Source organism: Sneathia sp. DSM 16631, assembly GCF_014892235.1.
GTDB lineage: Bacteria > Fusobacteriota > Fusobacteriia > Fusobacteriales > Leptotrichiaceae > Sneathia > Sneathia vaginalis.
The window spans coordinates 49,951-74,269 of record NZ_JADBHL010000001.1 but is presented as its reverse complement, the minus strand read 5'-3'; the positions used below and the strand labels follow the sequence as shown (position 1 = coordinate 74,269).

The window sequence follows — 24,319 nt, the reverse complement described above, 5'->3', positions numbered from 1 at the left end:
GCATATATAGGTACTGCTCTAACATTAGGAAGTATTTTAGGTAACTACATAGGTGCACAAATTTGTCAAAATATTTCTATTTTTGCACTATTGGTTATAAGCACAATAATTTCAATGTTAGGTAGCATATTAATAATTAAATGTGCTAAAAAGTGAGGTAATAATGAACAAAAAATATTATGGGATTTTTCTTGCTGCTTTTAGCTCTACTCTATGGGGTATAGGTGGTAATTTTACTCAATATATATTTAATAATTCTAATTTTAACTATATCTCTCTTGTAGCTGTTAGAATGCTAGTTGCAGGTATTTTATTCATACTTTATGGTGCGTATAAAGATGGAATAAATAAGGCATATGATATGGTTAATAATAGATACAAATTCTTTGATCTTTTGATTTACTCAATATTCGGTATGCTGGGTGTACAACTACCTTTTTTTGCAACAATACAATATAGTTCAGCACCTTTTGCAACATTAATGCAATTTGGTGCTCCAATATTAGTAATCATATTTGTTTGTTTAAAATACAAAAAAAAGCCTCAAATATCTGAGGTTATTTGTACCCTCCTTATACTCCTTGGTGTATTTTTCGTTGTAACTAATGGTAGTACAAAGCAATTATCTATAGACCCACGAGCAATATTATGGGGACTTATTACTTCATTTGGTTATGCTTTCTACATCATAGATGCAAAAAAATTCTTTAGATGGCCTACATCATTTTTAATGGGATTTAGTATGATAATAGGTTCGATATTACTACTACCTTTCTACAACGTACTAATAGCATTATCATATTTTAAAGATTTAAAGATATTATTTGCATTCTTAGTTGTAATAATTATCGGTACTGTTATACCTTTTTATCTACTAATAGAAAGCTCAAGATATATAAAGCCTACACTTACTTGTATGTTAGCTGTATTTGAACCAGTAGTGTCACTTTTAATTGCAATCAATTTTATGGGAGAAGTTTTTGGAATATTTCAATTATTTGGAATTGTAATTATCCTACTATCTATCATAGTTGTAAGTAAATATTCAAAGAATTAATAAATGCCTTATGGCATTTTTTTTTAAATTTCCCCTTTACATATTTTTCATTTAGTGCTATTCTATGATGTAAAAAATTTAAGAGGGAGAGATTTATGAAAATTGGATTTAGTCACGAAAAGTATCTTACAGAACAATCAAAATACATTCTAGAACGTGTAAATGAGTATGACAAGCTATACATTGAATTTGGAGGTAAATTATTCTCTGACTTACACGCAAAAAGAATATTGCCTGGTTTTAAAAAAGATGCTAAAGTTGAACTTTTAAAAAAATTAAAGGATAAATTGGAAGTTGTTATTTGTGTTTATTCTGGTGATATCGAAAGAAATAAATTAAGAGGAGATTTAGGTATCACTTACGACACTGAAGTTTTAAGAATCATTGACAAGTTAAACTCAAACGAACTTAAAGTTAATAGTGTTGTAATAACACGTTATGAAGGACAACCATCTGCTAAAATATTCAAGCAAAAGCTTGAAAGTAGAGGTATAAAAGTTTATCTATTTGAACCTACTATGGGATACCCAAATGACATTGATGTTATCGTTAGTGACGAAGGATTTGGAAAAAGACCATATATTGAAACAACAAGACCTATAGTTGTAGTTACTGCTCCAGGACCTGGTTCTGGTAAACTTGCAACTTGCCTATCTCAACTATACAATGAACACAAAAGAGGCGTAAATGTTGGATATGCTAAATTTGAAACTTTCCCTGTGTGGAATTTACCATTAAAACACCCTGTTAATATTGCATACGAAGCAGCAACAGTGGATTTAAAAGACGTTAATATGATAGATCCATTCCACTTAAATGCTTACGGTATTAACGCTGTAAATTACAATAGAGACATCGAAGCATTCCCTATTTTAAAGAGAATAATTGAAAAAATTAAAGGATATGCAGTGTATAAGTCTCCTACTGATATGGGTGTTAATAGACTTGCAACTGGTATAATTGACGATGAAGTTGTAAGAAAAGCTTCTTGCGATGAAATTATTCGTAGAATGTTTAAGACTGCTTGTGAATACAAGAAGGGTTATGTAGATTTAGAAACTTCAAATCGTGCTAAGATGATAATGGAAGAACTAAATCTAAAAGAAACTGATAGAAACTGTGTAGTACCTGCTAGACAAAAAGCAAGTATTTCAGGTATGCCATCAATGGCAATTGAATTAGATGATGGAGTAATTATTTGTGGTAGAAAAACAGATACTATGGATTCAGCAGCTAGTGCTATACTAAACTCACTAAAACATCTTGCAAAAATTACTGATAATATTCACTTAATTTCACCAAGTGTTTTAACTCCAATGCTAGATTTAAAAGAAAAATTAGGATATGAAAGTCCTATACTTACTGTTGAAGAAGTACTATATGCACTATCAATATCTGCAGCAACTAACCCAACAGCTGGGCTTGCACTAACTATGTTAGATAGACTAAAAAATGCTCAAGCACATTCAACAACATTATTAAATTCAAAAGATGAACAAATATTCACAAAACTTGAAATAGATGTTACTTGTGATCCTGTATTTGCATCAGATAAATTATATTACTAAAAAAAAGCTCTTTATTGAGCTTTTTATTTTGGTAAATTTACTTTGTATTTAATGATAAGCAACCTGATTATTAGGATCAATAGGAATATTACTATGTCGCTAATAAAGATACGTGGTAGGTAGTAATATATGATAGAGCCAAAAAAACATAAAAATGCATATACGTCTTCTTTTAGAATTATAGGAATTTCACCTACTAATATATCCCTTATTACTCCACCACCTACTCCTGTTATAGTTGCAAATATTGAAACTGATAGTACAGAAACATTTGCATTAATTGCAATTTTTGCACCAATAATAGTGAATATTGATAGTCCTATTGCATCCATAACTAATAGTTCCTTAAAAAATGATCTCTTTTTATTCTTATACTTTTTTAAAAATAGGAATAGTACTATAGCAGTAATAGTCGCAACTACTATATCCTGTGTATTCGTTAGTACATATGGCACCTTATTAACCAAAACATCACGTATTATTCCACCACCAACAGCTGTCATAACTGCTAAAACTATTATACCCAATATATCTAACTTATGTTTCATCCCCTTTATTACACCAGAAGCTGCAAAGGCAATGACTCCTATCAAATTAGCTATATATGTAAAATTTTCAATAAACATAACCCTTAAAACTCCGTACTAATATTATCTGAAACAAACCTAAGTATCCTATTTTTTGATATACTGTGTTTTCTCATTCTAAAGAATACCTTTGCCATTACTTCAACATCATATAGGCTATTATGTAACTTATCTTCTTCTAATGGAACTTTGTAATACTCAGCACATTCTAATAACTTAGGCCATTTAAATCCTCTATTACCCATTATTCTTACTATATCAATATTTTCTATCATAGTATCAAATTGATACTTTAACTTAAATGGTAAAAAATCTCTATCAAAACGTATATTATGTGCAACATAATGATCTGCACCTTGGCAAAATTCAACAAATGATTGTATGTCTTCATTAAATGTCTTAGGATATTTTACACTTGATAGACTTCTTCTTCTCTCAATTTCTTCATCATCTAGACCATTTACCCTAATAGCACCCTCGTTAATTGGTTCTCCAGGATTACGGTAATAGAATCTATTAAATTCTCCTACCTTATACATCTCTAAATTTTCTGTATTAAAACTCATTTTCATTGCTGACATAGACAATACTGATGATCCTTTTAAGCCATTAGTTTCAACATCAAAAAATATTATCTTCTTATTCATTTTCACTCCATATCTTTAATCTTTATCCAGTTTTAAAACTGCTAAAAATGCTTCCTGAGGTATTTCAACATTACCTATAGCTTTCATTCTCTTCTTACCTTCTTTTTGTTTTTCAAGAAGTTTTTTCTTTCTAGTAATATCTCCACCATAACATTTAGCTAATACATTTTTTCTTAAAGCCTTTATTGTTTCTCTTGCAATAATTTTACCACCTAGTGCTGCTTGTATTGGTATTTCAAATTGTTGTCTAGGTATTACATCTTTTAATCTCTCAGCAATAGCACGTCCTCTTGTATATGCATTATCTTGGTGAGCTATGAAACAAAAGGCATCTATTAGTTCACCTGAAACTAATATATCTACTTTAACAAGGTCAGATTCCCTATAACCTACTAGCTCATATTCAAATGAAGCATATCCTTTAGTTCTTGATTTTAATTTATCGTAAAAGTCTATCACTATTTCTGCTAATGGTAATTCATATTCTATCATAACACGTGTTTCATCTAAATAGTTCATATTTTTAAATGTTCCACGTTTTTCTTGGCATAATTCCATAACATTACCAACAAAGTCCTTAGGTACTATTATTGTCCCCTTTATATACGGTTCTTCTATATATTTTCTACCTTCAGGAAATTCTGCAGGGTTATCTATCATTACTGTTTTACCATTTTCAGGTGTTACATAGTATTGTACTGATGGTGCTGTTGAAATTAAGTCTATAGAAAATTCTCTTCTCAATCTTTCAACAACAATTTCCATATGTAAAAGTCCTAGAAAACCACATCTAAATCCAAAGCCTAAGGCAAGGGAAGTTTCTGGTTGATATGTTAGTGATGCATCATTTAGTTGTAATTTTTCTAATGCTTCTCTTAAATCATTGTAATCATCTGTTGATATTGGATAAATACCAGCAAACACCATACTTTGTGCAGGTCTATATCCTTCTAGAGGATATCTTGCTGGATTTTCTACTGTTGTTATGGTATCTCCTACTTGAGTATCCTTTATAGATTTTATCCCTGTTACTATATACCCAACTGAACCTACAGTTAATTCTTCAACTTCTTTCATCTTTGGAGTAAATACACCAATTTCCAATACTTCAAATTCTTTTTCAGTTGACATTACTTTTATTCTATCACCTTTATGTATTTTACCATCAACCATTCTAATATTAGTTATTACCCCTCTAAAATCATCATAGTGTGAATCAAATATTAGTGCCTTTGTAGGACCATCTTCTTTACCACTTGGACAAGGTAAGACATTTACAATTTTTTCTAATAGTTCATCCACTCCTTGACCAGTCTTAGCTGAAGTTAAAACAGCATCACTTGTGTCAAGTCCGATAATATCTTCTATTTCTTTTAAGACCTTAGGTACGTCTGCTGACGGCAAGTCTATCTTATTAACCACTGGTAATATTTCTAAGTCATTTTCTAATGCTAGATATACATTAGCAAGAGTCTGTGCTTCTATTCCTTGTGCAGCATCTACTATTAATATTGCTCCATCACAAGCAGCTAATGATCTTGAAACTTCGTATATAAAGTCAACATGGCCTGGTGTGTCAATTAAATTTAATTCATATGTATTACCATCTTTTGCCTTATACTCCAATGTTACAGCTTGTGCTTTTATTGTTATTCCTTTTTCTCTTTCTAAATCCATACTATCTAAAAGTTGATCTTTCATTTCTCTTTTAGATACAGCCCCAGTTTTTTCCATAAGTCTATCTGCTAATGTAGACTTACCATGATCAATATGAGCGATTATAGAAAAATTCCTTTTAAATCTTTTATCTTTCATTGTTTCTCCCACTTCTTTTATATGTAAATTATACCAAATAAGCTAATAAAAATCTATCATTTTTAAATTTTATATAGTATAATATTGATAATGGAAGGGGGTAAAAAATGCTTATAGCTTTATTGATAATAATCATATTATTATTACTATATGTACTATATCTAAAAAATCGTTTTGTTACATTAGATAATTTAAATAAAGAAGCTTGGAGTAATGTTAAAATATATCTACAAAAAAGATTAGATTTAATTCCTAATCTTGTTAATACAGTTAAGGGTTATGCAAAGCATGAAAAAGATACACTTGATGCTGTAATATCTGCTAGATCAAAATTACTTAATATTGATATGTCTAATGTAGAAAACATTTCTAAGGTATTAGAAGCTGAAAATACTATTACTAAGACACTTAGAAGTCTTATGATGCTAAATGAATCATATCCTGAACTAAAAGCAGATACTTCATTTTTAAAATTACAAGATGAACTAAGTGATATAGAAGAACAAATACTTGCAACTAGAAAATATTATAACGCAACATGTAGAACACTAAATATATTTGTTCAATCATTCCCAAATGCACTTTTCTTTAATATTTTGAAATTTAGAAATGCAAAACTATTTGAAACAGATGATAAGGTAAATGAAGTGCCTAAAGTTGAATTTTAAATAAAAAAGCTGAGTTTTTTCGCTCAGCTTTTTATTATAGATAACTCATAGGATTTACAATGTTAACACCATGTCTAACTTCAAAGTAAAGTGTTGGTTTCTTAGTTTCAGAATCTCTTCCTAAAGTTCCTATACTTTGTCCTTTACGAACAGCTTCATTTCTTGATACCCTTATAGATGCTAAATTACCATAAACTGTAATTAGTGAACCGTGGCTTATTATTACAACTCTTCCTAATCCTCCAAGACTTCCTGAATATATTACAGTTCCAGTATCAGCAGCAGATACAGATTGACCTAATGTACCTAATATTTCTATACCTTTACTCTTTAATCCTTGAACTTTTTCAGTACCAAATCCTACAACTACCCTACCTCTAATAGGATAAATTAATGATCCAGTTCCTTTTACAACATTTATTGGTTCTTGTGAAACATTTATATTTTCGTGTTTAGCAGAACCTTGTTGTTGTTTACGACGTAATGCTAATTGTCTTTGTCTTTCAAGTTGTTGTTGTCTTATTGCATTTTGTCGTATAATTGCATTAATTTGTGCTTCTAATCTATTTCTTTCAGAAGCTAATTTACTATTATTTTTTTCAATAGTAATATTTTCTTTTCTCAACTTATTTTGTAAGTCTCTTAATTCAGCTACTGCTTTATTCTTTCTTGCAACAGCAGTATTAAGTTCTTTCTTCTTATTTTCTAAATCATTTCTAGCACTCATAACTTTAGTAGCTTCAGATTGATTCTTTTGTTTTATTCCTTCAACCTTAATCTTATCTTGTTCTACACCTTTTTTATATGTCTCTATGCCTTTTATTTTATTGATTTGTAGGTCTAGTATAGCATGTGCATCGTGTCTTAATTTATCACGTCTTGCACCAACTAAACCACTATTTTGATTAATATTTCTTGCTCTTCTAATTAAATCATAATTTCTTATCTTTGTGTTATATTCATCTTTATTAACTTTTATTTCAGCATTACTACTTTGAATTTTAGAAATTGATGCTTTAATATCTTTTTCATTAGCTCCAATTGCTTTTAATAGTTCTATATATCTTTGTTCTAGAATATTATATTCTTTTTGTAGCTTGTTAATTTGAAAATTCAAGTCATTGATTTCTGATTGTAAACTTGCTTGTGTTCTTTTAGTAACAACAATTTGTCTATTGTTTTTTATAATAAGATTTCTATTTTGTGTAACTTGTCTATTTATTTGTGCTATTCTTCTTTTATTCTTATCAATACGAGCATCTGAAAATGTCATATATGGTATAGAGAGTGCTAATGAAAGAAGTAATACACTACACTTCCCAGTTATTTTCATTTTCGTCTTCTCCTATCATTTCATCTTCATCTTCAGATTCGATTTCTTCTTTTTCATCAACATTTTCACTATTCTTTATTTCTTCTATTTCATTTTTTTCTTCTACTTCTTCTTTATCAATAATCTTTTCTAGTGAAGATATCTTGAAGTATCTATTCATTGCAAAGAATGAAATAAATAGTGATATTATTACTGCAACTACGAATAGTATTGCTGCAACAATTACTTCATCAATAATTGAAGTTGTTGCTGAATATCCTGGCAATATTTGCTTAATATTATTAACCAACAATTGTCTTATACCTTGATATATTCCAAAACTTAATATTGTTGATACAAATATTGTTGTAATACTTTCAAAGAAAAATTTCTTTTTTAATTTTCTTGGTTTTACACCATCTTCTAGTAATTCATGTATTTCTTTTTTTCTACTTTTTATTGAAAGACCTACAATGTTGTATATCATAAATAGTCCAACTACTATACATACACTAGAAGCCTTAATTGTCAATGAATCTATACCTTTTGCGAAATTAAGTGATTGTTCCAATGCTTTTGTTCTAAAGTCAATTGCTGATATTTCAGGCATATTTAATAGGCTAGATTTTAATTGGTCTAACTTAACTGACTTATTAATATATACAAAGAAAGCATCACTTAATGGATTTTCTTCCTCATTAACTGCAACCCCTAATTCCTTTACAGCTGCTTTTAATGCTATTTCTTTAGATTCATATCTTACTGATGAAACACCTGGCAATTCTACTAATTTTTTAGAAAGCTCATTTTTAGTATTTTCATCTAAATCATTTAAATAAACTATTACTTGATTTGTACTTACTTGTGTAGAGCTATATTCTTGTAGATTTAATAATCCAAAAGATATGAACTCAATAACAATAAATACAATTGTAAGTGTTATAATAGCAGATAAAAAAGTACCTTTATCTGTTAATTTTTTTGTATATTTCTTATTATCTTGCATTTCAACTCCTTACATATTTTTAAGAACAATTTCTACTATATCCTTTGCTCTTAACTTATACTTATCTAACATTTCGTTACCTTCACCACTTTGTCCAAATACATCATTTACACCATGTCTAATTACCTTAGTTGGATGTACTTCAGATAGGTATTCTGCTACTGCACCACCTAGTCCACCTATTATTGAATGTTCTTCAGAAGTTACAATGAACTTACATTCTTTTGCAGCCTTTAATACAGTTTCATTATCTAATGGCTTTATTGTAGACATATTTATTACTCTAGCATTTATACCTTTTTCTTTTAATGTCTTTGCTGCTTCTAATGCTTCATAAACTAAAAGCCCTGTTGCTATTAATGCTACATCATTACCTTGTGTTAGTGTCACAGCCTTACCTATTTCAAACTTATAGTCTTCATCAAATATTATCGGAACTGGTAATCTTCCTAATCTTACATATACTGGACCTTTATACTCAGCAACTGCAAATATCATCTTTTCAGTTTCTACTGCATCTGCTGGTGATAATACTACCATACCTGGTAATACTCTCATTAGTGCTATATCTTCTATTGATTGGTGTGACCCTCCATCTTCACCTAGTGATACTCCTGCGTGTGTAGGACATATCTTTACGTTTAAGTGTGGATACGCTATACTATTTCTTATTTGATCAAATGCTCTTCCAGCTGCAAATACTGCAAATGTTGATGCAAATGGTATCTTACCTGTTGTTGCTATTCCTGCAGCAGTTGCCATCATATTTGCTTCTGCAATTCCCATATTCAAATGTCTATTAGGAAATTCTTTTTGGAAAAAAGTTGTCATAGTTGATTTTGTTAAATCTGCATCTAATACTACCACATCTTTATTAATCTTACCTAATTTTACTAACGCTTCACCATACGCTAATCTAGTCGCCTTTTTTTCCATTTTTCTACCTCCTAGTCTAATTCTTTCATTGCTTGTTCATACTCTTGTAAATTTGGAGCTTTTCCATGCCATCCATAGTTACCTTCCATAAATGAAACTCCCTTACCTTTAATAGTATTAGCAACTATTGCAGTAGGTTTACCTTTAATACTTCTTGCTTCTTTTAAAGCTTCTTTTATTTGGTCAAAGTCATGTCCATTAATTTCTATTACATGCCAACCAAATGCTACAAACTTATCTTTTATTGATATTAAATTCATAACATCTTTAACATTACCATCTATTTGTAAGCCATTTGAGTCTATTATTGCAACTAAATTATCTAACTTGTAGTGTGCTGCTGCCATAGCTGCTTCATAACATTGTCCTTCTTGTAATTCTCCATCTCCCATTATTGCATACACTCTAAAGTCTGGACCAAATATTTTTGATGATAATGCCATACCATTTGCAGCAGATAATCCTTGTCCTAGTGAACCTGTAGACATTTCAATTGAAGGTATCTTTTTTAAATCTGGATGTCCTTGTAATGGTGAACCAAATTTTCTTAATTGTGTAATTAAGCTTTTATCAAGAAAACCTTTTTCCATTAATGTAGAATATAGAGCAGGGGCTGCATGCCCTTTACTTAATACCAATCTATCTCTGTTAGGCATTTTAACATCATTTACATTTACATTCATTTCATCAAAGTATAGGACTGCTAATATATCAGCTATAGATAATGAACCACCTGGGTGGCCAGATTTTGCGTGATATATCATTTCAACTATATCTCTTCTAATTTTTTTAGCAACTTTTGCTAATTCGCTATTTTCCATAAAAACCTCCACTTATATTTCCTTCTTTTTTAATAAATAAAAGATTATTGATACTACTAACATAATTATGGCAACAAATAGGCTTATTAACACCCCTTCTTTGGTAGCATTTTTTAGCCCTTGGTTATTAATCGCACTTCCATATACAATAGTTGAAACTGAAATAATTGCCTCAACCATAAACGCTAATTTCAAGAAAAAGCCTTGTATACCAAATAGTAATCCTTCAACAGAAATACCTGATTTTTCACTTATTTGTGTTGAAATTTCACTTAACATTGCTGGTGGGAATATGAAAGCTGCCCCACTTATGCCCGCACCTATTATAGCACAAAAAACATAAATTAGTATAATATTTGCATTATTGTAAAATATCATACCCATTGTTCCAACTATTATTGTAATAATATCTATTATCATTATTTTTTTAAAACCATAAATTTTTGTAACCTTATTTGTAATCGGAAAGAATACTGCTGATGTTAAAAATATTACTGCTGAGACTATAGTTACAAAACTTGCATCTTTATGTAATATTAGACTTACATAATATGCTAAACTACCACGTATAATATTAAAAGCACTGAAGAAGAAAAATAGTCCTAAGAAATATTTTAAAACTTCTACTTTCATAATTTCATTCATTGTTTTTCTAAAGCTAGAACCCTTAGATAAATATTCTTTTCTTGCTATTTTGTTTTCACCTAAGAACAATGAACATACATATATTCCTACTAATGATGCTATAGAAAATACTATTATCATCACTCTAAATCCCTTAGTCGCATCACCTAAGTTTTTTGTTAATTTAGCTAATATTATTCCTGAAAATACTAGTGGTATTGCTGTAAATACTAATCTAAATACTGATTGCACTGTTGATAAATTTATTCTTTCATCCTTATTATGTGCAAGATCTGGTATAAGGGAATTGTATGGACCTCCTACTAATGTATATGCAACAAAGTATATAGAACCTATTATTGCAAAGTATATGAATCTAGAAAATGCTGTATCCCCTTGTGGATAAAAGAATAATATCATTGATATTGCTAGTGGTATACCACCTAATATCATGAAAAATGATCTTCTACCTAGTCTTGATCTATTATGATCAGATAAGTAACCAACAACAGGATCTGTTATTGCATCAACCAGTCTCATAATTATGAAGCCAAAGACTATATATCTTGCTGGCATTATTGGACTTAATCCAACATTTTTTGGGGGTAAATAAAAATACTTTAGCCATTGAACAAACAATTGGTCAAGCATAAAATATGAAACTCCTAAGCCATATAGGATATATGTTTTCTTTGTTAATTTATTCATATTTTCTCACTTTCTAAAAACTTTTTAATAGTTTGTGTATATTCTTCCTTGTATTCTAAATAAATTCTGACATGTTGTCCTTTTCTGAATGCTTTAAATCTAGTTTCTTTTTTCTTATCATCCTGCAAGTCATTGTACTCTTTTTCTACTATCTTAAACGGTGTAACCCTGTCTTTTTGTGATTGTATTATTAACGTAGGTACAAAGCCTAATAGACATGATAATTTTAACTTATCCAAATTATTTTCTACAATTTTATTTAACGTTAAAAATGCGGGAAGTAAAAATATCTTTGGAATCTTAATATTCTTGATTCTTGCATGATAAAGTATAATCTTTTTAATATTTGAAATAGGACTATCCAATATCATCTTGTCTATTTTTATCCCGTCTTCTTTTAATTTATCTCTATACAATGATTGTGCAATAGCAACTCCCATTGCACCTTGTGAAAAGCCATATAAGACAAAATTATTTAACCCAAATTTTTGCTTTAACATTTTCATAGTGCTATACACATCTTTAGCAAAAAAATACCCAAATGCAGTTTTTGACTCATCAGACTTACCTGAATTTCTTAAATCGGGTATGAAAATATTGTATTTTTTTTCGCTATCTATGTCTAAAAATATTTGTAAAAATTTAAGACAAAATATTCTGTTATTATTTCTTCCATGTACTAATATAATAGTATTATTTTTATCTTCATTTCTTTTAATTAACCAACCATAAAGTGTCTTATTATCAATAGAAGTATACTTTACCTCTTCATACTCCATGCCAAAAACTATGGGTGAAAATTTACCTGATATCATTCTATTTTTACTCTTCATAACATCTTTCAATGACTGATCCAATGTTTTTCTTTTGTAGTTTAATATTTTATTTAATATATACATTTCATTCACTTTCATTATAGACGGTATTAGTAAAATGGTAAGAACCTAACAAATATTCATAAAGTGCATAAAATTTTTCTTCACCTTCTAAATATTTGTAATTTACACAAATATTTGGAATGTTTTTTATATATTTTGCACCTTTCTTATTGATTCCAATAACCTTAATTTGCTTTATCTCTTCTTCCTTATCAATATCATCTTTTTTTATATCCAACACTATATTTAAAATCAACCTTTTTACTCTATTGATAGAAATATTTCTAGAAGACATAAGTTCTAAAAACTTATTATATGTATCTGCCTTTTTTATTTCTTTTTTCATTTTATTTAATATCTCAGTATTTAAATCATATATATTATAGATAACTCTAGTCTGTAATATATATTTAAATAATGAATATAGCTTATTCTCATAATTCAAATTGTATTTATATGTATTCTCATATGGTAAATACTTATCAACATTTTCATTATTTCGTATTTTTTTTCTGATATTTGTTGCTGAGCTTATATTCCCACACACTTTTTCTTCGTTATACTGTACATCTTTTCGTTTTATAATATACGGAGTATAACATAGATTATATTTCTTTATAGCCCTTAAATATTCCATTGCTAATATATTATTTGACTTATACAAATAGCTTAAATCACCTAATGCTAACTCACATGACTTGTTATATGAAAATCCACTTTTTAAATGGTCTTTTAATATGCTATTTTCTAACCTATCCATCATAGTATATATACTAGATAAATCACCAGTTTCTGCACCAAATACTTGATAGTTTACTTTTAATTTATCTAATAATCTACAAGCATAAGTACAAAATACCTCTGCATTTTGTATAGCAAATTTTGTAGGTATAGCAACAACAACATCGTATCCCATATCTAAAGCTATCTTTGCCTTATCTTTTTGATTTAAAATGCTAAGTTCTCCTCTTTGCACAAAATCTGGTGAAATAACGGCAATTTTAATATCTGCTTTAATATTATCAACTTGATACTTATGTCCATAATGAAATGGATTAAACTCTGCAACAACTCCACAGACTATCATAAGATTTCAAGTTCTTTCTTGTTCTTGTATTTTTCACAAATTCTTGCTACCTTATATGCCTTATTCTTACTTAAGTTTTTAACTTCTTCTAATTCCGTTATTGATGCAGCAAATATTCCTCGTATATTACCGAATTTTTCAATAATATTTTCAGTATCCTTCTTTGTTAGATTCATTATATTACTTAGTAATCTATACCCTTTAGCTGATAAGGTATCTTCTAGCATCCATTCTTTTGTGTTATACCCTAATAATTGTACTATATATTCATCATTTGTAAGTTCTGGCTTATCTAATTTAAGGACTTTTTCAAATATCTTTTCTGGTTTATCTTTGCTATTGCTATAATCCTTAATTAAATTTAAGAAATTATTCTTATGACCCAACATAATTTCTGTATGTTGTAGTTGTATAGTCTTACTTTCTGTACCTAATTCTAATATATATTGATTAATCTTGTTTTCCATATTAAATAACAATATGAAAAATCTAATTACACGCACAACATCTTCTAAAGTTACCAAATTTTCATATTCTAAATGGTTCATGCTTATTAAATATTTATTAATTATGCTAGAATATTTTTCAAGTGACATAATTGCAAGTGAGGCTTTGATTAATAGGTCTCCTATTGAATCAAGTGAATATTTAAATTTATCCTTATATATTGTAACCTTATTACGTCTTTCTGATATTGTTATTACAATATTACCTGTTTGCATTGCCATTCTATGAGCTGTTCTATGTCTTGTACCACTTTCATCAGTAAATAGTGTATGATCTGGTTGCAATTGTAAATTAGCACCATATATCTTCTTTACATCTCTTGATACTAAAACAGCACCATCCATTTTAGCTAACTCGTATAATTTTTGTGGTGTGAAATCAGTAAATAATGAGAAGCCACCTTCCATTAAATCATTTATTTCTTTAGGTTCACAAAGTATTATTAAAGCCCCTAGTGAAGCCTCTTGTATTCTATCTATAGCATTTCTTAAAGGTTTACCTGGTGCTATAATACCAAATATTTGTTTCAAAACTTCATCTTCCATTAATTAATCCTTTCCACCAACTCGCTAATATTATCAATAAAACTAAGTTTTATTTTAAATTTCTCTTTTTTTAAATCTTCTTCTTGTACCTTAGGTAAGTATATACCAGTAAATCCAAGTTTTTCTAATTCTTTAACTCTCTTTTTAATAAATGAAACTGCTCTTAATTCTCCTCTTAGTCCTAATTCACCTAATACAGCAATCTTAGCACTTATAGGGATAGACTTAACAGATGATATTAATGATAATATTATCGCTAAATCACTTGCCCTTTCCTTTATTTCTATACCTCCAGGTATATTAATATATACATCATTTAAGTTAAAGTCCATATTCATATGCTTTGATAATATGGCTAGTAATATTTCTATCCTATTTTTATCTATACCTTGTATAATTCTTTTAGGATATCCATATATTGCCTTATTAACTAAACTTTGAACTTCAAACAAGACAACACGGCTTCCTTCTATACTTGCTACTATAGTACTACCGATATTCTTTTCATCTCTATCAGATACGAAAAATAGGGATGGATTCTTTACTTCTTCAACACTTTGTTCTTTTATTTCGAATATTGATATTTCATTTGTTGATCCATATCTATTTTTTGTAGTTCTAACAATTCTATATGTATTATTTTCACTACCTTCAAAACTTATAACACAATCAACCATGTGTTCTAGTAGTTTTGGACCTGCAAGCTTACCATCTTTTGTTACATGACCCACAATAAATAGTGAAATTTCATTCTCTTTTGCTAATTCAATTAACTTTAAGGCACATTCCCTTATTTGACTAACACTAGATGGTATTGAATTAATATTTTCGCTATATAGAGTTTGTATAGAATCAATTACTACTATCTTAGCCTTTGTTTTCTTTATAGAATCAATAATATACTCTAGTCTTGTGTCACTTAAAACACTTAAATTATTAGAATCTACATTTATTCTAACTGCTCTTTGCTTTATTTGTTTTTGTGATTCTTCACCAGAAATATATAATGCTACATTATCTTTTGAATATTCATTTAATAAACTAAGTAAAAAAGTTGATTTACCTATTCCAGGTTCTCCAGTTATTAAAACAACCTCAGACTTTGTTAATCCTCCACCTAGAACTCTATCAAACTCACTAAAATTAGTCGTATATCTAAATTCAGTATTTAACTTTATATCCGTTATTCTCTTAACTTCTTTTGAGAATTTATCATCTACTACTAAATCCTTCATAGATACTTCTTCTTCTATTGTCCCCCAAGTATTACAATTAGGACAACGCCCTACCCATTTAACTGGTTTATACAGGCATGCTGAACAAATATACGTTATTTTAGTTTTTCCCATTTATTTCATCAACCCTTTTAATTAATTTTTTTTCTACATAATCTGTAACAAAGTAATCTAGTTTACCATGATGTATAGCTATTTCTCTTACGACACTAGAACTTAAATAAAGGTATTTTCTTGAAGCATTTAAAAATATTGTTTCAAATTTTTTCTTAGTTAAGAGATTGTTTGTAAGATTTAATTGCACTTCATACTCATAATCAGAAACTGCTCTTAAGCCTCTAATTAATACATCAATATTTTCTTTTTCTATTAAATCTACCAATAATCCATTAAATGAAATTATCCTTATCTTACAGTCCTTTATATCCAATTCAGAAATACTATTTTTCAATAAATCTATTTTTTCATCTACACTAAACCATGAATTAGACTTACTTACATTATGTAATACAGCAACTACTAATTCTTCTGTTAGTTTACTTGCTCTTTGTATAATATCTAGGTGACCCTTTGTAACTGGATCAAAACTACCTGGATATATTGCTTTTTTTATCATTTTTTGCCTCTCATGCTACTTAATGCTTGCTTTGCTGCAGCCTTTTCAGCACTCTTTCTATTCTTTGCAACCCCTTCACCAACGGTCTTACCATTAACAGTTACAATTACTGTAAATACTTTATCATGATCTGGTCCTGTTGCACTTATTATCTCATATTCTGGCGTAACTTTGTATATAGACTGTATGTATTCTTGTAATTCTGTCTTGTAATCTAAAATACCTTCTATACTATCTAAATGTTTTAAAGTCTTAACTAAATATTCTAATGCAACTTTTTTGGTAACATAGTAATCACCTGAATCTAAGAATATTGCACCTATTAACGCTTCAAAAGCATCACCTAGTATAGACTTTCTTTTTCTGCCTCCAGTAGCGTTTTCACCATTACTTAAAAAAAGGTATTCTCCTAATTGAATTTCATTTGCTATAGTTGAAAAAGCATTTTCACTTATTAGTTGACTTTTAATCTTAGACATATCCCCTTCTTTTAACTGAGGATATTTTGCAACTATGTATTCTGTTGATATTAAGTCTAGAACTGAATCTCCTAAAAATTCTAGTCTTTCATTATCATGCATACCATACATATCATGTTCATTAGCATATGATCTATGCGTTAATGCCTGAATCAAAAGTCTTTCGTCTTTAAAATGGTACTTAATTGTATTCATTAATTTAACTATATCTTTATTCAACTCTTTCACTACCTTTTATTATTCTTTTCTAAAAGATCAATAATATCTTGTATTGTTTCTACTTTATTTAAATCTTCCTTACTAAATTCTAAATTAAACTTATTTTCCACTGCAGAAACTATTTCGGCAACATCTAAAGAATCTGCACCTAAATCATCTATTAATTTACTTTCAAGTTTTATATCTTTTTCATCAATATCTAACTGTTCTAAAAGAATTTCTTTTATTTCTTCAAACATACTTTTTTTTGTATGATAACTCATACACTCCTTTCTTAATTTCAGACTTTTTTTCTCTTAAATTATATCAATTTATTTGGTTTTTTTCAATATAAAAATGGGCATTAAAGCCCATTCCTATTTAAATAAGTAGTTTACTTCATTGTACCAAAATAGTAAATCTAACCTATCCATTGATATATCTATTTTACTTGAGTATTTTCTCATTTTCTCTTCTATATCCATATATTTTTTTGGTGTTAAAGTCTTAGGAATCTCATCTATTATTTCTAACTTCAATAAATTTCTTAAAATATGTCTGTCAAGTATAGCAATATTTTCTCCAAAACCTAAATTACGTAAGACATGACTTGCTTCTTTATACCCAAATCCGTCTATATTTTTAACTAACCATTCACGTATCTTGAATACATCATTACCATTAAATATTATCTTTTTTGCTTCTAAACTACCATTTATACTTAATTTTTCTCTAAGACTAACTAATCTTTTTGCCTTAGTCTTTTTAAACCTTATACTATTTAAATAGTTTTCTAATGTATCACTATCAGCTGTAAATAACAAATCATTTTCCTTTAGAGTTTGTATAATTTTCCATGCATTTAGTGCTTTTGATTGTGGTGTTAATATACAAAATGCAATTTCAGCAAAAAAGTCTTTATTATCATAATTAAATGCTTCTTTGTATTCATCAATCTTTTTATCAATTTCTTCCTTTATACTCTCGTATAATTTTTCTATTTCCATTTGACCTCTAATAAAATTCTTCTAATTGTTCTGGTGTCATAGTTAGCACTTCATCATGAGTATGTCCACTTACTATAGCACGTATTTCAGAACCAGTAACTGTTTCTTTTTCTAGTAATAGTAAGGCAATTTCATCTAATTTTTCCTTATTTTCTGTCAACAATTCTTTTGTCTTTTCATATTGCTTAGTTAGTAATTGTTTTACCTTTTCATCTAATAATTCTTTTGTCTTTTCACTATTAGAATCAATAAATGCATACTCTTCTTGTCTGCTTTGTTCATAGTTAATAGGTCCCATTTCTTTATCAAGTCCATAACTTTGAACAAATAGTCTTGCATAGTGTGTTGCATGTTGTATATCTGAATATGCTCCAGTACCTATATCATCCATACCTAACAATTCTCCAACTCTTCCACCAAATGCAACCATTATATCTGCTAATATACCCTTACTTCTCATATTTAATGTTTCATTAGGTAGTCTCATTGTATATCCACCTGCATCACCACGTGGTATTATTGTTACCTTATGTACTTTATCTGTATCTGGTAATAGACTTGCAACTAATGCATGTCCACCTTCATGGTACGCTAACATTCTCTTATCTTTAGGAGTAATAATCTTACTCTTTTGACCAAGACCCATTCCTATCTTATCAACAGCTTCATCTAAGTCTTTCATAAGAATTTCTGTTCTATTTTCTCTTGCAGCACAAATTGCAGCTTCATTTAAAATATTTTCAAGGTCAGCACCAACAAATCCTGGTGTTATTTTAGCAATATCTTCTAATTTAACATCACTTGCTATCTTTTTGTTTCTTGCATGAACCTTTAATATTGCTAGTCTTCCTTTTACATCTGGTGCACTAACAGCTATTCTTCTATCAAATCTTCCTGATCTAAGTAAGGCACTATCTAGTATGTCGTCCCTATTTGTTGCTGCTATTACAATTATCTTTTCATCTGTTTCAAATCCATCCATTTCAACAAGTAGTTGGTTTAATGTTTGTTCTCTTTCATCATTACCACCATTTCTACCTGTTCCTCTTTTTCTACCTATTGCATCTATTTCATCTATGAAGATTATTGAAGGTCTTTCTTTCTTTGCTTCTTCAAATAGGTCTCTAACCCTTGAAGCCCCAACCCCAACATACATTTCAACAAATTCAGAACCTGAAATATTGAAAAATGATGCTCCAGATTCACCAGCCACTGCTTTTGCTAATAGGGTCTTACCTGTACCTGGTTGACCTAATAGTAAAACACCTTTAGGTACTCTAGCTCCTGCTTGCAAGAACTTTGTTGGATCTTTTAAGAATTGTACTACTTCTTCTAGCTCTTCTTTAACTTCATCAAGACCTGCTACATCTGAAAATTTAACATTTGGTTTTTCTTTTAATTTTGATTTACTCTTTCCAAAATTAAGTGGATTTATTCCTCCACCAGAACCACCTAACATTCTTCTTGATAAGAATAAAAATAGTAGTATTAATACAAACAATGGAGCAATACTTAATACTAATTGCATTATCATTGATTTAGTAGCAGTATTTTCAACTTTAACATCTATATCATTTGAAGAATTTACAAGATTCATTATTGTATTATCATTACCTAGTCTACTTGTAATTTTCTTAGTTTCATATACAACTTTTGAACCCTTTACTTTTCCGTATAATAGGTCTTCTTTTTCAGAAATTTCTTTAATATCTTTTGTCTTAATCTTATTAACAAATTCTGTATATGATACTTGTTGTATGTCTTGTGATCCATTATTACTAATTGTAAAACGATAGATTCCATATATTATTGCAAGAATTATCAAGAAGAATATTGGGCTTCCTATAGGTGGTTTTCTTCTGCCACGTCTTTCTCTTAATTCTTCTACTTTTTTTCTAAATAGCTCTTCGTCATCGTCCTTTTTATCATTCTTCTTTTTTTCTTCATCTTCGATATCGTCGTATAATTTAAACATTATTCTCCCTTCTTAATTGCAATGTAATTTTGTTCTTTTGTTGCTATACCACTTATTTTTTTGCTGTGTCTTATATCTGCAACTAAAATTATCTCATCATTAGCCAAAACTAATGGCAATAAATCCCTAGTATATTTATCAATTTTTTTATCAATAAAAAGTTTTTTTAGCTTTATATTATCTATATAATCGCCATCTTTTCTGTTTCGTATTTCTAATAAATCAACGTTCAGTATATTATATATTTTATACCCCATTTTTTCAAGTTGATTTTTTTTATCACTAAAATTAGAAAAATATATGCTATATCCATTAACATTTATATCTTCATTTAATTTCAAAATATATCTAAAACTTTTTTTAGTTTCACGTTTCTTTATACCATAAAAATTATATGACTTATACCAAATATATTCCTTATCTAAACTTATTATCGCACCATTTTTGTCTCTTATATCATATATTTCATCTATCTTATTCTTACTGTATTTTATATTCTTCTCATCTAAAGTCTTTTTTATATATCTTTTAACTTCATTATCCTCATTTAGTAGGGTTATAAACCGTGAAATATTGTCAAGGTAACCCTCATTTATTTCTTTCATTATGGGCATCATTTTATTTCTAATAATATTACGAGAGTAATCATTAGTTAGATTAGTATAATCAATTCTATATGAAATGTTATTAACCTTTAAATACTCTAATATTTCTTCTTTACTAATACCTAATATGGGTCGTATAATATGGCCTCTTTTTTTCGGTATACCTTTTAGACCATCTAGACCAGTACCTCTTAGCAGTCTAAATATTACTGTTTCTACATTATCATTCATATTATGCCCTGTTGCAATATATGTATACCCATTTTCTATCCTACATTTTTCTAGTGCTTCATATCTTTTTTCTCTGGCACTATTTTCATTAAATTTTTCTAAATTTAAGTTCATAATGTAGTAAGGAACTTTTTCTCTATCACTAAATTCTTTCAAAAATTCTATATCTTTATCTACGTCATTTCTTAAATTATGGTTTACATAACAAAGACCTAGCTCATTATTTTCTCTTTTTAAGTAATGATATAGATATACAGAATCGGGTCCTGTAGAAAATGCAATTAGTATCTTACTCATTAATATATCCTTTTTAATTCAACATTAGTATAGTAGTGCTTTAAAATCTGTACATAATCGTATCCTCTTTTTGCAAGATTATTTGCACCAACTTGAGACATACCTACACAGTGTCCATAACCCTCACCATTAATATATACAACTCCATCTATTAATTTAACTGTATATCTTGGGCTTCTTAAATGCATTTTTAATTTAAATTGTTTTTTAGTTAAAATCATATCATCTAAGTAAACTAGATTATCAACATCCTCTATATTCTCAGTCTCACTATTTAAAATATTTTTTAAATCTTCAAGATTTATACTTCTTTTCCAAATTTCTTCTTGGCTATAGTCATCAACACTTTGTAAATATGGATAATCTTTACCAAAATAGTCTATAGCAGCCAAAGTTTTTGAACCACAACTTGCTGTATACAATGCATCTATAGGATTATCGTTGTATGTTAAAATTATTCCTCTTGTTGAATCTACAGCTCTTCTTACCTTTTCATTTTCTTGTTTAATTCCGTTATATGCTTGCGATCTTTGGTCATCAAACATATCATAATTTCTGCTACCATTGTTACTTAGTAATCTATTAACTGCATATGTTCTTGCTGCAACTGCTTGTGCTTTTAATGCTTCAATATTAAATCTTCTGGGCATTTCACTTGCAACTACTGAGTATAGGTAGTCTTCTAGTCTAACTTCATTAATTCTATCATTACCATCAAAATAAATATCGCCCCTGTAGTTACTTGAATTAGTACTTAATTTAATCTTAACAACAGGGTTATCTCCTACATTTCTTCTGTATATAGGTCTTGTTATATGTTCAATTTCAGTACAACTGATTAATAAAAATGTAATTAATATACATATTATCTTTTTCATTTCAAATGTCCACTTTCTTTTCTTTTATTTAGATGTTCTTCATGCGTCATAGAATAATATGTCTTATTTTTATACATAAAGAAGTATAAGTCATTAAAATCTTTCTCAGGATTAATTGCTGCGTCTATACTTTTTTCTCCTGGATTACATATAGGGCTTGGAGTTAAACCTCTATGCTTATATGTATTGTATTCTGAATCATTAGTCTTTAAATCATTCTTTGTTACATCTCTTTTTAATTCATACCTTAGTGTTGCATCAGATTGCAATGGCATAGAAATTTTTAGCCTATTTTTAAACACTGCAGACACCTTAGGTCTATCCTCATCATTATTTGCTTCTTTTTCTACTATAGATGCCAAAGTTAATATATTAAACATCTGATCCTTATCATACTTATTAACTGGATATTCTTGTAGAAAAGTATTAAGTATCTTATCCAATATTTCCTTAGGACTTTCACCTTTGGCAATAAAGTATGTTTGAGGTAATAAATATCCTTCAAAATTATCAGTATGCTTATAGTAAAAATTATACCCCTTCATAGATTCTAGCATTTCTTTTTTAGTTGCTAAACCTAATTGCTCTATTCTATCTAAAACCTCATCTGTTGTAAATCCTTCTGGTATTGTTAAAACAATTTGAGTACTTCTTGAATTTATTAATTGTTCTATTATTTCAAATTTACTAATGTTTTTACTAAATAGGTAATAACCATTTTTTATCTTTCTATCATTTAAAGTTAGTCTAAAATATATTTTATCAAACACATTGTATTTAAGACCTAACTTTTTATATATTTCATTTGGTTTATCACCTTTAGTTATTATGACTTCTTTATTCTTAACATTCTGCTTTTGCAGTACAAAATTATGAGTAAAACCAATGAAAAATAGAATGATAAAAAGCATAATAATCTTTACTACATTTAGAATTTTATTCATTTTGTTCCTTTCTATTGTTTATTAAATATTTAAAGAAACCATATTTAATCTCTTCAGAAAATACTATGCGAATTATTGCAGCAATTATCGGACCATATAGGAAGCCTAAAACTCCAAATATTTTGAATCCTGAATACATTGCTATCAATGTAATAAGAGGATGCATACCTGCACCTTTACTTATTAACTTAGGTTCTGAATACTGTCTAACTAGGAATATTATAATATATAGAACTAAAAGACTCAATGCTAAAATATAGTTATTGACTACAAATACTTCTACTAATACCCATGGTATTAAAACTGACCCTGCACCTAATATAGGGAGTGCATCTATTGCTGCTATTATTATTGATACAATTAAAACATATTTAACATCTTTACAATACATACTTACTATATTAAGTCCTACCAGTAACTCTATAAAGCATAGAGTTATCAGTATACACTGTGCTCTTAAGTAATTAAACACTAATCTTAATATATCTTTTTTTATCTTATTTCCTATCTTTAACCATGAATATGGAAATTGTTCTGTTAGGAATTTTACTATTATATTTTTATCATTTATTATTATAAACGAAGATAAGATTGTTACTATAATAAACACAACTAATCTTGGTAACATCTTCAACATATTTATGCTTGAATTCAATAAGTTTAAAATAGTTCCATTAAAATATTTTAACACCTTACTTACTAACTCATCAATTAAATTTTCTGAATAATCTGGTAATTTTGAAACATATTTTTCATATTTATCCAGTGCATGAGTTACATGTGCTAGAATGTAGTCTTGATTTTTAATTAATGTACTAAACAAATTATATGCTTCTAAAAATATCTTAACTAGTATAAGTGATACTATTATAAACACAAACACATAAAACGACAGTAGCACTATAGATTTTGTAAACTTATTCTTATTACTCATTCTATTAACAATAGGACTTAACATTCTAACAATAACCGCAGCTATCACAAAGGGTAATAAAAAAATCAATACTTTAAATATTAATATCAATAAAATTAGTACTGATACAACATATATTATTGGTGTTAATCTTTTTATATCAAAATTATACATA

Annotated in this window: 24 protein-coding genes; 3 read left to right on the top strand and 21 right to left on the bottom strand. The window is 28.5% G+C overall.

Annotated elements, in window-relative coordinates; genetic code table 11:
* Positions 1-163 precede the first annotated feature (163 nt).
* Together IMK15_RS00310 and IMK15_RS00305 are read left to right on the top strand one after the other, a co-directional pair.
* Positions 164-1,057 (top strand): EamA family transporter, encoded by an 894-nt coding sequence (locus tag IMK15_RS00310; protein ID WP_192941472.1) that lies wholly within the window; start codon positions 164-166, stop codon positions 1,055-1,057.
* A gap of 95 nt (positions 1,058-1,152) precedes the next feature.
* On the top strand, positions 1,153-2,625 hold the full coding sequence (locus IMK15_RS00305; protein WP_192941471.1) for a DUF1846 domain-containing protein: 1,473 nt from the start codon (positions 1,153-1,155) through the stop codon (positions 2,623-2,625).
* Positions 2,626-2,648: 23 nt separating this feature from the next.
* Here IMK15_RS00305 and IMK15_RS00300 read toward each other — a convergent pair whose 3' ends face one another.
* Genes IMK15_RS00300 through lepA form a run of 3 tightly spaced genes read right to left on the bottom strand, consistent with a single transcriptional unit; the run spans position 2,649 to position 5,674 of the window.
* Positions 2,649-3,251 (bottom strand): trimeric intracellular cation channel family protein, encoded by a 603-nt coding sequence (locus IMK15_RS00300; protein WP_046328742.1) that lies wholly within the window; start codon positions 3,249-3,251, stop codon positions 2,649-2,651.
* Between the two features lie 5 nt (positions 3,252-3,256).
* A complete protein-coding gene (locus IMK15_RS00295; RefSeq protein ID WP_046328743.1) occupies positions 3,257-3,859 on the bottom strand; it encodes a 3'-5' exonuclease in 603 nt (200 codons plus the stop codon).
* A gap of 15 nt (positions 3,860-3,874) precedes the next feature.
* The gene (gene lepA / locus IMK15_RS00290; RefSeq protein WP_192941470.1) at positions 3,875-5,674 is read right to left on the bottom strand and encodes a translation elongation factor 4; all 1,800 of its coding nucleotides are present in this window, start codon (positions 5,672-5,674) and stop codon (positions 3,875-3,877) included.
* 107 nt (positions 5,675-5,781) lie between these two features.
* On the opposite strand from lepA, the gene IMK15_RS00285 reads away from it, so the two are divergent.
* Positions 5,782-6,342, top strand: coding sequence for a LemA family protein (locus IMK15_RS00285; RefSeq protein ID WP_046328745.1), 561 nt, complete (start codon positions 5,782-5,784; stop codon positions 6,340-6,342).
* A 34-nt stretch (positions 6,343-6,376) separates the two neighbouring features.
* On the opposite strand, the gene IMK15_RS00280 is transcribed toward IMK15_RS00285, so the two are convergent.
* From IMK15_RS00280 to ytvI, 18 genes are all read right to left on the bottom strand, one after another.
* Complete coding sequence (locus tag IMK15_RS00280) at positions 6,377-7,675, bottom strand: murein hydrolase activator EnvC family protein (protein WP_192941469.1); 1,299 nt, start codon at positions 7,673-7,675, stop codon at positions 6,377-6,379.
* Positions 7,653-8,660 (bottom strand): cell division protein FtsX, encoded by a 1,008-nt coding sequence (locus IMK15_RS00275; RefSeq protein WP_046328747.1) that lies wholly within the window; start codon positions 8,658-8,660, stop codon positions 7,653-7,655. Before IMK15_RS00275 ends, IMK15_RS00280 begins: the two co-directional genes overlap by 23 nt.
* Before the next feature lie 9 nt (positions 8,661-8,669).
* Positions 8,670-9,596: a transketolase family protein gene (locus IMK15_RS00270; protein ID WP_046328748.1), complete on the bottom strand. Its 927-nt coding sequence runs from the start codon at positions 9,594-9,596 to the stop codon at positions 8,670-8,672.
* Positions 9,597-9,607: 11 nt separating this feature from the next.
* Complete coding sequence (locus IMK15_RS00265; protein ID WP_192941468.1) at positions 9,608-10,417, bottom strand: transketolase; 810 nt, start codon at positions 10,415-10,417, stop codon at positions 9,608-9,610.
* 12 nt (positions 10,418-10,429) lie between these two features.
* Positions 10,430-11,749, bottom strand: a complete 1,320-nt coding sequence (locus IMK15_RS00260; protein WP_192941467.1) for an MFS transporter — start codon at positions 11,747-11,749, stop codon at positions 10,430-10,432.
* Positions 11,746-12,648, bottom strand: coding sequence for an alpha/beta hydrolase (locus IMK15_RS00255; RefSeq protein ID WP_192941466.1), 903 nt, complete (start codon positions 12,646-12,648; stop codon positions 11,746-11,748). Before IMK15_RS00255 ends, IMK15_RS00260 begins: the two co-directional genes overlap by 4 nt.
* A 1-nt stretch (position 12,649) precedes the next feature.
* Positions 12,650-13,714, bottom strand: coding sequence for a nucleotidyltransferase family protein (locus IMK15_RS00250; RefSeq protein WP_192941465.1), 1,065 nt, complete (start codon positions 13,712-13,714; stop codon positions 12,650-12,652).
* The gene (disA, locus tag IMK15_RS00245; protein ID WP_046328752.1) at positions 13,711-14,766 is read right to left on the bottom strand and encodes a DNA integrity scanning diadenylate cyclase DisA; all 1,056 of its coding nucleotides are present in this window, start codon (positions 14,764-14,766) and stop codon (positions 13,711-13,713) included. The genes IMK15_RS00250 and disA overlap by 4 nt, the downstream gene beginning before the upstream one ends.
* Positions 14,766-16,115 (bottom strand): DNA repair protein RadA, encoded by a 1,350-nt coding sequence (gene radA, locus IMK15_RS00240; RefSeq protein ID WP_046328753.1) that lies wholly within the window; start codon positions 16,113-16,115, stop codon positions 14,766-14,768. Before radA ends, disA begins: the two co-directional genes overlap by 1 nt.
* Positions 16,102-16,617: a pantetheine-phosphate adenylyltransferase gene (gene coaD / locus IMK15_RS00235; RefSeq protein WP_192941464.1), complete on the bottom strand. Its 516-nt coding sequence runs from the start codon at positions 16,615-16,617 to the stop codon at positions 16,102-16,104. Before coaD ends, radA begins: the two co-directional genes overlap by 14 nt.
* Entirely contained in the window at positions 16,614-17,315 is a 702-nt protein-coding gene (rnc, locus tag IMK15_RS00230) for a ribonuclease III (RefSeq protein WP_226869141.1), read from the bottom strand. Before rnc ends, coaD begins: the two co-directional genes overlap by 4 nt.
* An 8-nt stretch (positions 17,316-17,323) precedes the next feature.
* On the bottom strand, positions 17,324-17,578 hold the full coding sequence (locus IMK15_RS00225; RefSeq protein WP_226869140.1) for an acyl carrier protein: 255 nt from the start codon (positions 17,576-17,578) through the stop codon (positions 17,324-17,326).
* Positions 17,579-17,671: 93 nt separating this feature from the next.
* Positions 17,672-18,301 (bottom strand): N-glycosylase/DNA lyase, encoded by a 630-nt coding sequence (locus tag IMK15_RS00220; RefSeq protein ID WP_192941463.1) that lies wholly within the window; start codon positions 18,299-18,301, stop codon positions 17,672-17,674.
* A 7-nt stretch (positions 18,302-18,308) separates the two neighbouring features.
* Entirely contained in the window at positions 18,309-20,276 is a 1,968-nt protein-coding gene (gene ftsH, locus IMK15_RS00215) for an ATP-dependent zinc metalloprotease FtsH (RefSeq protein WP_192941462.1), read from the bottom strand.
* Positions 20,276-21,409 (bottom strand): tRNA lysidine(34) synthetase TilS, encoded by a 1,134-nt coding sequence (gene tilS, locus IMK15_RS00210; protein ID WP_192941461.1) that lies wholly within the window; start codon positions 21,407-21,409, stop codon positions 20,276-20,278. The genes ftsH and tilS overlap by 1 nt, the downstream gene beginning before the upstream one ends.
* Positions 21,409-22,287: a SpoIID/LytB domain-containing protein gene (locus tag IMK15_RS00205; protein ID WP_192941460.1), complete on the bottom strand. Its 879-nt coding sequence runs from the start codon at positions 22,285-22,287 to the stop codon at positions 21,409-21,411. The genes tilS and IMK15_RS00205 overlap by 1 nt, the downstream gene beginning before the upstream one ends.
* The gene (mltG, locus tag IMK15_RS00200; protein ID WP_192941459.1) at positions 22,284-23,231 is read right to left on the bottom strand and encodes an endolytic transglycosylase MltG; all 948 of its coding nucleotides are present in this window, start codon (positions 23,229-23,231) and stop codon (positions 22,284-22,286) included. Before mltG ends, IMK15_RS00205 begins: the two co-directional genes overlap by 4 nt.
* The gene (ytvI, locus tag IMK15_RS00195) at positions 23,224-24,318 is read right to left on the bottom strand and encodes a sporulation integral membrane protein YtvI (protein WP_192941458.1); all 1,095 of its coding nucleotides are present in this window, start codon (positions 24,316-24,318) and stop codon (positions 23,224-23,226) included. Before ytvI ends, mltG begins: the two co-directional genes overlap by 8 nt.
* Between the last annotated feature and the right edge of the window lies 1 nt (position 24,319).

What these genes read in the sequence shown, in the direction of transcription:
- IMK15_RS00310 (WP_192941472.1), top strand. Translation starts at nt 164, where the DNA reads ATGAACAAAAAATATTATGGGATTTTTCTTGCTGCTTTTAGCTCTACT.
- IMK15_RS00305 (WP_192941471.1), top strand. Translation starts at nt 1,153, where the DNA reads ATGAAAATTGGATTTAGTCACGAAAAGTATCTTACAGAACAATCAAAA.
- IMK15_RS00300 (WP_046328742.1), bottom strand. Translation starts at nt 3,251, where the DNA reads ATGTTTATTGAAAATTTTACATATATAGCTAATTTGATAGGAGTCATT.
- IMK15_RS00295 (WP_046328743.1), bottom strand. Translation starts at nt 3,859, where the DNA reads ATGAATAAGAAGATAATATTTTTTGATGTTGAAACTAATGGCTTAAAA.
- lepA (WP_192941470.1), bottom strand. Translation starts at nt 5,674, where the DNA reads ATGAAAGATAAAAGATTTAAAAGGAATTTTTCTATAATCGCTCATATT.
- IMK15_RS00285 (WP_046328745.1), top strand. Translation starts at nt 5,782, where the DNA reads ATGCTTATAGCTTTATTGATAATAATCATATTATTATTACTATATGTA.
- IMK15_RS00280 (WP_192941469.1), bottom strand. Translation starts at nt 7,675, where the DNA reads ATGAAAATAACTGGGAAGTGTAGTGTATTACTTCTTTCATTAGCACTC.
- IMK15_RS00275 (WP_046328747.1), bottom strand. Translation starts at nt 8,660, where the DNA reads ATGCAAGATAATAAGAAATATACAAAAAAATTAACAGATAAAGGTACT.
- IMK15_RS00270 (WP_046328748.1), bottom strand. Translation starts at nt 9,596, where the DNA reads ATGGAAAAAAAGGCGACTAGATTAGCGTATGGTGAAGCGTTAGTAAAA.
- IMK15_RS00265 (WP_192941468.1), bottom strand. Translation starts at nt 10,417, where the DNA reads ATGGAAAATAGCGAATTAGCAAAAGTTGCTAAAAAAATTAGAAGAGAT.
- IMK15_RS00260 (WP_192941467.1), bottom strand. Translation starts at nt 11,749, where the DNA reads ATGAATAAATTAACAAAGAAAACATATATCCTATATGGCTTAGGAGTT.
- IMK15_RS00255 (WP_192941466.1), bottom strand. Translation starts at nt 12,648, where the DNA reads ATGTATATATTAAATAAAATATTAAACTACAAAAGAAAAACATTGGAT.
- IMK15_RS00250 (WP_192941465.1), bottom strand. Translation starts at nt 13,714, where the DNA reads ATGATAGTCTGTGGAGTTGTTGCAGAGTTTAATCCATTTCATTATGGA.
- disA (WP_046328752.1), bottom strand. Translation starts at nt 14,766, where the DNA reads ATGGAAGATGAAGTTTTGAAACAAATATTTGGTATTATAGCACCAGGT.
- radA (WP_046328753.1), bottom strand. Translation starts at nt 16,115, where the DNA reads ATGGGAAAAACTAAAATAACGTATATTTGTTCAGCATGCCTGTATAAA.
- coaD (WP_192941464.1), bottom strand. Translation starts at nt 16,617, where the DNA reads ATGATAAAAAAAGCAATATATCCAGGTAGTTTTGATCCAGTTACAAAG.
- IMK15_RS00225 (WP_226869140.1), bottom strand. Translation starts at nt 17,578, where the DNA reads ATGAGTTATCATACAAAAAAAAGTATGTTTGAAGAAATAAAAGAAATT.
- IMK15_RS00220 (WP_192941463.1), bottom strand. Translation starts at nt 18,301, where the DNA reads ATGGAAATAGAAAAATTATACGAGAGTATAAAGGAAGAAATTGATAAA.
- ftsH (WP_192941462.1), bottom strand. Translation starts at nt 20,276, where the DNA reads ATGTTTAAATTATACGACGATATCGAAGATGAAGAAAAAAAGAAGAAT.
- tilS (WP_192941461.1), bottom strand. Translation starts at nt 21,409, where the DNA reads ATGAGTAAGATACTAATTGCATTTTCTACAGGACCCGATTCTGTATAT.
- IMK15_RS00205 (WP_192941460.1), bottom strand. Translation starts at nt 22,287, where the DNA reads ATGAAAAAGATAATATGTATATTAATTACATTTTTATTAATCAGTTGT.
- mltG (WP_192941459.1), bottom strand. Translation starts at nt 23,231, where the DNA reads ATGAATAAAATTCTAAATGTAGTAAAGATTATTATGCTTTTTATCATT.
- ytvI (WP_192941458.1), bottom strand. Translation starts at nt 24,318, where the DNA reads ATGTATAATTTTGATATAAAAAGATTAACACCAATAATATATGTTGTA.